We start from the raw sequence: 10,997 nt of genomic DNA on the forward strand, positions 1-10,997 counted from the left end.
CATTCCGTGTTTAGAAATTTATTTGAATTCAGCAGTATAACAGTGAAAACTGGGAAATTATAAGAGTTTCTTTTGGAGTAACGTATTCATTGTTGACGTCTGATATTATATTTGCGTCTACTTATTGCATGCCCAGATTCGGCGTAACTTCATTATCGAATGCGTCACCTGGTGCCGGGCTTTTTATTTTGCAATCGATGGCATCAAGGGTCAATTGAATGGAAATGCTTTGTTCCCCTTCGGTTAAAAAATGCTGATGGTGTATATTTTCAGGAGCTATTTTAAATTGGTGGGCTGCAAAATTAAATCCCTTAACCGCTTTTTGGAGCGAGTTCACTTCCGCTTCTGTACCTGAGACAAGGATTTCGTCATCGGAATCGCATTGTTCTTTTTCTCCGCCGATAAAATACAGCACATCTATAGTGATTTCATCTTCATCGTCTATTCCTGCATAGTTTCGGAGTTTTTTAAAAAAATTGAGGAGGGTATCTTTAGCTTGTTGATCCTGGGTTCTATTAACGTTTTTAAAACCTGACCAATGATATAGACCACAAAAGTGAATTTTATCGTTTTCTTCATCCCAAAATGACCCTTGTACGATGAACGCGATACAGGTAGTAACTCCTTTGGTAATCAGTACTGTTTTCTCATCAGAGGTAAACAATACATCATCCATATAAACGTACAATTTTTTAGACATAATTCAGACATCATTAGAGTATAGCGATGTAATTTACGACGTATACTTAGTATTTATAGAGGTGATTATTTTATCATAAAATGATCAGGTTGGAAAATATTTGTAAATAATGAGTTATCTTAATGAGTTACAATTATTGTTGCCTATTCGGCATCACTTTCTTTTAGAGTGACTACCCGGGCAGTAAACATATAACCACCGTTACGAATAGTTTTAATTAAAGCAGGTTTTTTTGCATCGAGTTCTATTTTTTGGCGTAAACGGCTTATTTGTACATCTATTCTTCGGTCAAAGGGATTTAAGTCACTGTTTTTAGTTATTTGTAAGAGGAATTCTCTATCTAATACGCGCTGAGGTTGTTGAGCAAAGGTCAACAGCAAGTCATATTCCCCTGCACTTAATTGTAATTCTTGATTATTCTCCCCGAATACCTGCCGAGAAGCCGGATACAATCGCCAGTTGGTAAACATCATTACGTCTTTACCATGCTCTATTTTTTGCTGGGCACGGATAACCCGACGAGTAATCGCATTAATTCGTGCATGCAATTCGCGCGGATAAAGGGGGGTGGTCAGGCAATCATCCGCACCTGATTCAAGCATGGAAATACAAGTATCTTCATCAGGGGTATCGTTGATGATTAATAGCGGAACCGGATAGTTATTATAAAATTGATTTATTGTTTCTGGCTCTTTTTTTAAAATGGACCAATGAATCAAAATTGCTGCGGGCATTCCTTTTTCGGTATGAATGGGGTGCAAGGTCTTTTGTTGTATTATATCTAAGTTGAATTTTGAAAAATAATCTTTTAGGTCTTCATTGACTGGGGTTTCATCAATAAATAGCAAATAATGACCTTGTGACATCGATTTGCTCCTAATAGTTAAAAAAATGTCTTAATTTTGACAAGTTTAACTCTCTGTTGCAAATAATTTTTAATTATTTATAGGACAATTTTTACAAAGGATTCAAATATTTAGTCATTTTGATCAATAAATGCCGCGCAAATTTTTATTTTAATGATATGTTTAAATTAGACGTATTGCTTTCATTTATTAAGAGAGATGTTTGAGGAGACAAGGATGACTCAAAATAAACCTGATTTAGCACATTGGTTTATCACTGATGATTATCGAGCTTTGGCGAAAATCAAATTTCAAGTGAAACAATTGGAAAGCCGACTCAACAAATATTTGAATGTTGAGAGTGACTTCAAATTTTTTCCTGCTGAAGCCAATACCTTGTGTCACGCCTTGGCTCACAAATATCTTGATTATTTAAAATTGATAGATGAGAGTAAAAAAAATGTGTGCTCTGAATTACCAATGCCAAACCAACTACTAAATTGGCAAAAACAATATCAGTTAATTCTGCATCTGAAACAGCAATTATCTAAAACGACCCATTTGGAAGAGGAATGTCAACTCATCACTGAAATTGCCTCCCTTTATTATCATTTTAATCAATTAACTGCCCCTCCTTTACTGTCCAATACAGCCAGTGAGCATTCTGAGGAATTGAAAAAGATATTTAGAAAAGAGGATCTGCAGTCCTGGTTGACCGCAGTTGTTGATTTTTGGAATGAAAGTAATGCTCAAAGCGTGGAACTATCGTCTTTATTTCATGAATGGAATCCACAACAGTTACAAGTCGCTCTGGATTATTTTTCTGCGCCAGAATTGGTCAATCTGGTCAATGCGATGTTTTTCTATAAGTTATACCCAGATAAATTATTTAAAGAATTGATCCATCCGGAAAAATTGGTTTCAGTGCGCGCCCGCGTAGGTCTATTACATCATTATATTGAACTATTAGAAAACCATTTATACAGCACTGCACTACAACAAGGACTAAAACCTGAAGTAGATTATTTATTGCATGGTGATGAGCTACCCCAAGGAATCATGATAGAGGTTGATGAAGAGTTTAAAGCGGTCATTCAAGAAGCAATTAAAAAGGTAAAAGTAAAATATACTCATGAAAGTGAGGAGCAGGTTACCCTGGAGCGATTGCATGATTTGGGGCGAGCCTATAAATTCTGGTTTAATCCGAATCGACTAATTGATGCGGTTATGGTTTTACAGCAGCGCTTAGTCAAGGATGATATCGCTGAAGAAAACAAACTATCAGTATTCCGTCAGAAAATGATTCTTTTATATGAACAGCTCTCTACAACAGAGTGTCTCGATTTATACGGTTATTTTGCCAATAATGACAGTCGTTATTTACTGTATACTTTATTTACTATAGATAGAGGCCATCTTTTAGACTGGCTACCTGCACTCAATAGTATTGAAAAAAATGCGATTACTCGTGTATTTCAAGCATTACAATGCGTTATGGAAGCCTTACGAGATGAGTTGAAAATCAGACATGCGGCAACAGAACCCTATGTTTATGATTTAGCAAAACAGCAAATTCATACGGGACGTCGTAATCGTGACGCGGTTTTTAGAATTATAGCTATTTATGGTAGTGAAACGGTCACTTTGAATAACACGGTAGAAGAGTTATTTAATTTCATCGAAAATACAGGTCAAGAATCCCAAGAGACTGCGAAATGAGGGGACGAAATAGAACTTATTTAAGGCAAGGGAAGAAAGAGTTTTTTACCATAAAAATGTTTTAATTGTTGATACATTATATCCGCCGGTGTTTTTTGGGCAAAAGCATCATGCAGATCATCAGTCCATTCGCCGGTGGCCAAGTTTTGGATGACGGCGATATATGTTTTATCATCAGGGTAAAGTGCCAGCACCCAATTACCATCGATAATTCCATATAGTTTTTGTTGCTCGAAGAATTTTAATTTATTAGGCTTGATTTCAAGCTCACCGTTGTCTGGATTCACTTCGTAAAACTCCTTGCCTATTTCAATAGTTTTTTCTTTAGATAGTTTTTGATTAGGAAATATACCACTTTCTATAAAAAAGGCTCGTTCAGGCAAGCTTGCTTGTGGATTAAGTATGGCTGGTAACAGTGAAATGCCATCCATATTGTGCGTATTATTTATGTGAAGAAAATCCAGAATAGTAGGCGCAATATCAATCAGTGCAATTCGTGTGTTTATTTTATGACTTGAAGTGACTATTTTGTCATTTTCATAAATATTAAATGCCAATACACTATGATATTGGCGGGGACTTAAGATATCCGAGCCATGCCCAGCACTCTTATTTAATACGGTTGCTGTCTTTTTTTTAAGGTATTGCGCAAACCTGCTTGGCGGCAAACCTTGGTAATTCTGATAATTGGTCAGACGTGAATTTGGATAATACAGTGCTTCTCCATGATCACTTAATATAATGACTAAGCTGTTAGTTAAATAATGATGTTTTTTTAAAAACTCAAAAAAAGAAAAAAATTGTTTGTCGACGCGCTGCAGGGCATCTTGATACAAATGATCGCGCTTTTCGATACTGAACTCGTTATCCAATTCTTCCGGTGACGACACGGCCCAGGCATAAGGCCAGTGAGGAAGGGCAAAATGTACTGCTAAAAAAACAGGCTTATTCTGTTGAGGCTGAGATAAATCATTTTGCAGCTTTGCGCTAAATGTTCCAGGATAATAGGAAAAAAAGCTGGCCCGGCTACTGTAGTTATAGGGAAAAAGCTCGGCACTGATGCCGGAGTTGATTAGTAAATTACTTAGGGGAAAATCGTTAAATGTACCTAATAAAACATCATTAACCCCGAGCTTGGGGCCAATTATTTTTTTAAATCCTAAATCTTTATCGATACTGTTAAATCTACGATCATCTGTTGCATAAATGGTGTCATAGCCTAGTTTATCTAACGTCCATATAATGCTTGCATCACTTTTCACAAAACGTCTAGGAACTAAATTTTCTTCTGCATGATGATGTTGCGTGTATAAACCAGTAAGCATGCTAGTCCATGCAGGATACGTTCTCGCTAATGGACTAATGGCATTGGTAAATTGCATGCTGTTGTTCAGGAGTCCTGTAAGAAAAGGCATGCTCTCTTCATTAATACTTTCAGGACTCAGGGAGTCAATACCAAGGATAATAATATTCGGTTTGGAATGAGCGCCCTGATCGTGAATGGGATTGGTATAATGAGTTATAAGCATAAAACAAAAAACCGCCAGAAGTATTAAAACAAATCCGTACAGGTTCTTGCGATAAAAGAGACTGTTAATTACTAAAATACAGATGCCCAGTAATGAAAGAAATAATAAGAGCAGAATAAAAAATTCAGAAACGGGAGGTGAGAATAATTTACTGAATACACTAAGAGGAAAAAAGTAAGCATTGGCACTTAATATGGCACAAACAAATAATGACCAAATAATAATCAACCATTGCTCCGGAGAGAAATAATGCCAGGTCCTTTTGAGTATCCCCATAAGCAATAGAGTTTGGATTAGTGATAAAAGAATATAGAGGGTGAGATGAATACCTAATGTCGCAAAAATTTCGAGATAAACCCTGATGGGGAGTTTAACTGCGCTAGTAAAACCACTATTTTGCGAATGGATCAGAATTAATTGCAAAACAAAAAAGCACAGATTACACAATAAAAAAAAACAAAAATGAGAAAAGGCTGGGTGCTTTTTTTTCATGAAGTACTGACAGCGGGACTGTTTATATGCCAGTTATAGATATAACTATCAATACTGTTCGTATGTTTTAGTTGGCTAAGCAGCGGCTCCTGTGCAAATTGTAGCAAATGAGTAATCACGTCTTGTTTGGTGCCGCCGAAGTCCTCTTCATACCAATCGTATAATTTAGAAATAATTAGCCGCCCCTCAATTACCTGAACTCCTCTGAGCGAATTAATATAAGAGAGCGCTGCCTCATTCAATTGTTGTTCTATTAGTGCACCTTGATAAGCTTGTTTATTCAGATTAGGCGCACCTATGGTTGCATTATTTAATGCATAATGAGTCCGTGGGTCGTTCCAAATGGGACGAATAATGCGATTATTGATGTCGTCAAGGGATAACACACTATTATCAACGGTTACCAGATTTGCTCCCCAGGGACCGACACTAAATAAACCAGGGGAGATATTGATTTCCTGGATATTAGTAACAGGATAGTATCTGGCAACGGTATGCACTATCAGAGCATTATGGAAATTGATCCAATAAGCTAATTGTTCGTTGCGGTTGTAATTATCAATATCTATTTGAGACATTTTTTCTATGTAGCTTTTTAATGACTCTAAATCTTTCTGAGTTAATTGTTCATAATTAATGAGGTTGATTTTTTCCTCATTGGTGATTACATAGTGATCAAGGAAGTCTTGCCATGCTTGATGAGAAATAACCTCTTTGGAGAGAGGGTTATGCACTTCCCATTTTGGCCATAGGCTTTTATGAAAAGATGCATGAGTCAATCCAGCAAAAAAAAGCATCAACAGGATTAAGCCAGAGCGTTTTATAAAATGATGTATAAATTTTATTCTAAACATTAATTGTTGCTCTATTACGAAGTGCACTTCCTATAGTATTACCGTCTAAAAATTCTAATTCGCCTCCAGAAGGTATCCCATGAGCTAATTGACTGATATTGATGGTTTCACCACGCAAAAGTTGATGAATAAAATGAATCGTAGTTTGGCCTTCAACGCTGGGACTTAAGGCAAGAATAACTTCTTTAATTTCTTCCCTGATGATTAGGTTTTTAAGTCTGGGTAACCCAATATCATCGGGTCCCAATCCATCTAGAGGAGATATTTTGCCCATCAAAACAAAATACTTACCTTGGAAGGCATTGCTTTGCTCTATAGCTGATACATCAGCGGGGCTTTCTACCACACAAAGAACCCCCGGATCTCTATCAGGATTTTGACACAGATTACATAGGGTTTTTTCGGTGTAATTATTACATCGTTCGCAATGACTGATATCGTTCATTGCTTGCTCTAAACAAGAAGCGAGGTGTAAGCCTCGCTGTCTTTGATGTTGCAGTAAATGAAACACCATGCGTTGTGCGGATTTTGGTCCTACGCCCGGAAGGCAGCGAAGTGCTTCTACCAAACGGTTTAGAGTATCCATGGTTAGGCTTATTCCTCTTTATCGCCCATCAAGTCAGTTGGAATATTAAGGCCAGCTGTTAATTGGCTAATTTTATCTTTAGATACTTTTTCAATTTTTCGTACGGCATCATTGACTGCTGCAGCCACTAAGTCTTCTAACATTTCAACGTCTTCATCCATTAAGGTAGGTTTGATTTTAACTTCAGTTACATCATGTCGACCGTTCATTTTAATCATTACCATGCCACCGCCTGATTCACCGCTAACCACCAATTGACTTAATTGTTGCTGTGCTTCTTGCATGCGTTGTTGCATTTTTTGTGCTTCTTTCATCAGATTGCCAAGATTTTGATTGATGTCCATTGTTGCCTCGTTTATTTAGGTTAATTACATTATTATAAGTCATCTTTGAGCGGGACAATAGAATTTTTGACCAATTCAGCTGAAAATTCTTTTTGAAGCTGTTGAAATAAAGGGTCATTATGTAAAGCCGTTTCTGCTTTTTGTTGTTTTTCCTGAGTTACCCGTTCTTTTTGCTGTGCAGGACTCGCTTGTACTGCCTCATCACTGTTCAGGGTGATTTTTACAGGGCTTTCGTAGTACCCAGCAAGCGCGGTTTCAATTCGAGTGAGAATGGTTGGGCTGAATAAGGACTGATGACCTTTCGCTACTCTTAAAATAATATCGCGCCCCTCTTTAGCAATAAACTCTGCATTTTCAATCGCATTAAGTGCTAAGCCTGTTAGTTTGAGCTGCGGTATAATATTGGCCCAATCAGTTGCTTTGTCGTTAGCAATAATCGGTTGTTCCATCACAACATCTGTTTCTTCTCTTTGCTCATTTATATCGACGGCATCTTCAACAATCGTATTATCAACAGCTGTATCATCAATAAAGGGCTGGGCTTCTTCTTCAATTGTTTCCTGTGGAGCCTCTTCGTTAATTACAGGCTGGCCAACTGGATTGTTTTGCTGAAAAGCTAATGGTGGCATAGTGGCACAAGGTGCTGGTCTAAAAGTTAACATGCGTAGCATCGTCATGTTAAAACCTATAGCCAATGTTGGTGCAAGATGAATTTCTTCACAGCCTTTTAAACCAAATTGATAGAATAATTGAATATCTTCTGCTGAAAATTGTTGCGCAAGGGACTTAACTTCCACTGATGGACTAATTAATGGATTGTGATCCCCTATGTTTTGATAGACGGTAATCTGATGAAAATAATTAAGCAACTCGTCCAGAACATATTGAAAATGTCCTCCTTCAGTAGCAATTTGCTGGCTTAGAGTTAATAACATAGTTGCATTTTGCTCTGCCAGGGCCTGAAGAATTTTTATTGCATAATCTTGTTGGGTATATCCCAAAATCATTTTTACATCACTGGCCTGTAATCGTGCATCACAACTGGTAATGGCTTGATCCAGTAAACTTAATGCATCACGCATACTTCCATGCGCGGCTTGGGCCAGGATATTTAAAGCCTGGATTTCATAATCCAGTTGTTCGTCTTGGAGAATTAGTTGTAGATGCTTGCTTATTAACTCCGCTGGTAGATGCTTGAGATTAAATTGCAGACAGCGCGATAAAACGGTAACCGGTAATTTTTGCGGATCAGTGGTCGCTAAAATGAATTTCACATGGGGGGGCGGTTCTTCCAGGGTTTTTAATAGTGCATTGAAGCTGTGCTGGGAGAGCATATGCACTTCGTCAATTAAGTAGATCTTAAAACGGCCACTAGAGGGTGCATATTGTACATTATCAAGCAGTTCACGCGTATCTTCTACCCTTGTTTTAGATGCGCCATCAATCTCTATTAGATCGATAAATCGACCTTGCTCAATAGCAAGACATGCATCGCATTGAAGACAGGGTTCTGAACTGATTCCTTTTTCACAGTTGAGTGCTTTAGCCAGAATTCGCGCAACACTGGTTTTACCCACACCGCGGGTACCAGTAAATAGATAGGCATGATGCAAGCGCTGTTGATTCAACGCATTGATTAATGCCTTATTTATATGTTCTTGGCCAACCAGTTGGGAAAATGTGCGTGGTCGCCATTTACGGGCAAGGGCCAGATAGCTCATACATGTTTTCGCAATTTGGGCGGCAGCTCTAAGAGCCACACCTCGGCGCCCGAATCAATCGTTACCGCTGCTCCCTTCCGGGCCTGACGGGGTTCACAATCTATCGTCGCGTGGGGACCAATAGAGCCACCATAGTTGAATTGCGAAGAGTAACAAAAAAAGAAGGCGATCGCCAGAGGTGACTTGAAAATGATTGCAAATATTCTTGGTCTAACATACAACTAGCTGGTAAAAGGTCCTATTCCTGGTAAAAAAATTGATTTATATTGTGCATTAATTCTCAAAGCTGTTTAAAATACAAGTTCATTGATGCTAATAAATGGGGATGTTACTCCTATGTTATACGTTAAGTGCCGCTTTTCAAATTTACTGGTGGCGTTATTATCACTACTGGTTTCCACAAGCATTCACGCGGGCATTTCAGTTATTGTTTCTGCTCCACCACCAGCAAGGGAAATCATGGTTGGCCCACCTGGTTATACAAGCTGTTTTATAGTCCAACCGGGTTTTTACGATGGTGTTTGGCACCATAAGCACCGTGTATGTGAATATAATGGCGCTTCGGGCCAAAGAATTTGGGTTAATGGATATTGGCAATGCGGAAGTTATCGTGCAGGCGGGATATGCACTGGTTGGCACTGGATTGGTAGTCATTGGGCAAACCGACATGACATGGGATTGTACAGAAGATCGTTACATGGACATAATACGCATGTCCATGTACAAGAACAGAGACGTCGATATGAGCATGGTCATGGAAATGAACATGGGCATCGATACGAACATGGATATGAGCAAGGACATGGCGATGAACACGGACATGCTCATCGTTAAACAAGATTAGCCCTTCTCTTTAAGCAGGAGGGCTTTATCGCTAAGACCAATAAGTTTTATTAGGCAACGTCCCTGAAGTTTTTTTACTCACTAGCGCGGGAGAGGGGGTAGATCGAGGTAATCTCAGAGATCGGTGCATCATCTAAGAATGAGTGGTGTATAAAATAACTTCAGGGAGGTTGCCTAGTGTTTTCAAGCCAATATCTACTCCTAATCTAATATATATAGATACTTCATTTCCAGAGCATGTTGTTTAAGAGCGCCTGGTGTTAAAATAATAAACAATTTTATTATTTACGACTTACAAGGTATATAACATGTCTAATAGAATTGAGATTACGGACATCACGTTAAATGAACTTGAACAGGTGGCGTCCACACTCTTTGATGCTTTTAAAAATGATTCATTAATACAATGGATCTTCTCTGATCAATCTGCCTACCGTGAGAAAGGGATTCTTATATTTCATACTTGGGTAAAATATTGCGTGCTATATGGAAAAGCGTTTAGGACCCAAAACTTTGAAGCTATAGCGTTACGTAAAATCCCCGGAGATACTCATTTAACCTTTTGGAGAATGTTTCGTTCTGGAATGTTAAGTACCCCAGGAATTTTAGGTAAACAAGCATTCAACCGCTTGATGCAACTAGATGATTTGACGATGAAAGAAAGAAAAAAGAATATGGGATCGCAACAATACTGGTATTGCTGGATGCTGGGAACTAAACCAGAATATCAAAAAAAGGGATTTGGTAAGGCCCTAATGCAACATACTTTTAATACAGCAGAATCTACTTTATTACCCTGCTATCTTGAAACTGCAAGTGAATCTGCAAAACAAGTCCATATAAAGAGTGGCTATAAAATACTATCTGAAATCACCTTGCCGGAAAGCGACGTGCAACTTACTTCGATGATAAGAGCAACAGAACGAAAAAATTAATAACCCTTATTATTAAACTAATCCATCCTTCTTACCACGTCATCTCGAGCGTAGCGAGAGATCCCAGAAACTCACCGTACTATTCCCCAGAGATCTCTGTGTTCGAGATGGCGTAGTTGGAAAAATTAATAACTGACTTCCAGGTTTGAGAGAAAGCAGTTAAAAATATTAGATGTATAGATGTATAGATGTATAGATGTATAGATGTATAGATGTATAGATGTATAGATGTATTAGGGTGATAGTTCCTATTTTTTGCCTAAGAAGATTAATATATAGGCTGGATAGAGATAAGAAAACACCGCTTATCAACAAGCTTTATCAATAACCGAATCATGCTCATATTAACTGCATATGCTCAAGATAAGTGTTTATTTACATAATCTACATCCAAATAGTACAAGATAGGAACAACGAATCACTTTTTTA

10 protein-coding genes and 1 other RNA gene are annotated in these 10,997 nt (G+C 38.0%); 3 read left to right on the forward strand and 8 right to left on the reverse strand.

The features are described from left to right. Positions 1–121: 121 nt before the first annotated feature. Together LOX96_RS07335 and LOX96_RS07340 are read right to left on the reverse strand one after the other, a co-directional pair. Positions 122–700 (reverse strand): hypothetical protein, encoded by a 579-nt coding sequence (locus LOX96_RS07335; protein ID WP_250420951.1) that lies wholly within the window; start codon positions 698–700, stop codon positions 122–124. Between the two features lie 143 nt (positions 701–843). After that, positions 844–1,566: a winged helix-turn-helix domain-containing protein gene (locus tag LOX96_RS07340; protein ID WP_250420952.1), complete on the reverse strand. Its 723-nt coding sequence runs from the start codon at positions 1,564–1,566 to the stop codon at positions 844–846. A gap of 216 nt (positions 1,567–1,782) precedes the next feature. Here LOX96_RS07340 and LOX96_RS07345 point away from each other — a divergent pair, with 216 nt between their 5' ends. Then, positions 1,783–3,264, forward strand: coding sequence for a hypothetical protein (locus LOX96_RS07345; RefSeq protein ID WP_250420953.1), 1,482 nt, complete (start codon positions 1,783–1,785; stop codon positions 3,262–3,264). A 20-nt stretch (positions 3,265–3,284) separates the two neighbouring features. Here the strand turns inward: LOX96_RS07345 and LOX96_RS07350 are convergent, their stop codons facing one another. The 6 genes from LOX96_RS07350 to ffs form a co-directional block, all read right to left on the reverse strand. Further along, on the reverse strand, positions 3,285–5,285 hold the full coding sequence (locus LOX96_RS07350) for a sulfatase-like hydrolase/transferase (protein ID WP_250420954.1): 2,001 nt from the start codon (positions 5,283–5,285) through the stop codon (positions 3,285–3,287). Next, positions 5,282–6,139 carry a DUF547 domain-containing protein gene (locus LOX96_RS07355; RefSeq protein WP_431606629.1) on the reverse strand — a complete coding sequence of 286 codons (858 nt, stop codon included), beginning with the start codon at positions 6,137–6,139 and terminating at the stop codon, positions 5,282–5,284. Before LOX96_RS07355 ends, LOX96_RS07350 begins: the two co-directional genes overlap by 4 nt. Further along, positions 6,132–6,725, reverse strand: a complete 594-nt coding sequence (recR, locus tag LOX96_RS07360) for a recombination mediator RecR (protein WP_250420955.1) — start codon at positions 6,723–6,725, stop codon at positions 6,132–6,134. The genes LOX96_RS07355 and recR overlap by 8 nt, the downstream gene beginning before the upstream one ends. 8 nt (positions 6,726–6,733) lie before the next feature. Continuing rightward, entirely contained in the window at positions 6,734–7,069 is a 336-nt protein-coding gene (locus LOX96_RS07365) for a YbaB/EbfC family nucleoid-associated protein (RefSeq protein WP_250420956.1), read from the reverse strand. A 32-nt stretch (positions 7,070–7,101) separates the two neighbouring features. Continuing rightward, a complete protein-coding gene (dnaX, locus tag LOX96_RS07370) occupies positions 7,102–8,790 on the reverse strand; it encodes a DNA polymerase III subunit gamma/tau (protein WP_250420965.1) in 1,689 nt (562 codons plus the stop codon). A gap of 26 nt (positions 8,791–8,816) precedes the next feature. Next, positions 8,817–8,913: signal recognition particle sRNA small type (gene ffs / locus LOX96_RS07375), an RNA gene on the reverse strand. 213 nt (positions 8,914–9,126) lie between these two features. Here ffs and LOX96_RS07380 point away from each other — a divergent pair. Then, positions 9,127–9,624, forward strand: coding sequence for a hypothetical protein (locus LOX96_RS07380; protein ID WP_250420957.1), 498 nt, complete (start codon positions 9,127–9,129; stop codon positions 9,622–9,624). Positions 9,625–9,941: 317 nt separating this feature from the next. Further along, positions 9,942–10,568, forward strand: a complete 627-nt coding sequence (locus LOX96_RS07385; protein ID WP_250420958.1) for a GNAT family N-acetyltransferase — start codon at positions 9,942–9,944, stop codon at positions 10,566–10,568. The last annotated feature ends 429 nt before the right edge of the window (positions 10,569–10,997 follow it).

It is taken from the genome of Legionella maioricensis (assembly GCF_023618015.1).
Taxonomy (GTDB): domain Bacteria; phylum Pseudomonadota; class Gammaproteobacteria; order Legionellales; family Legionellaceae; genus Legionella; species Legionella maioricensis.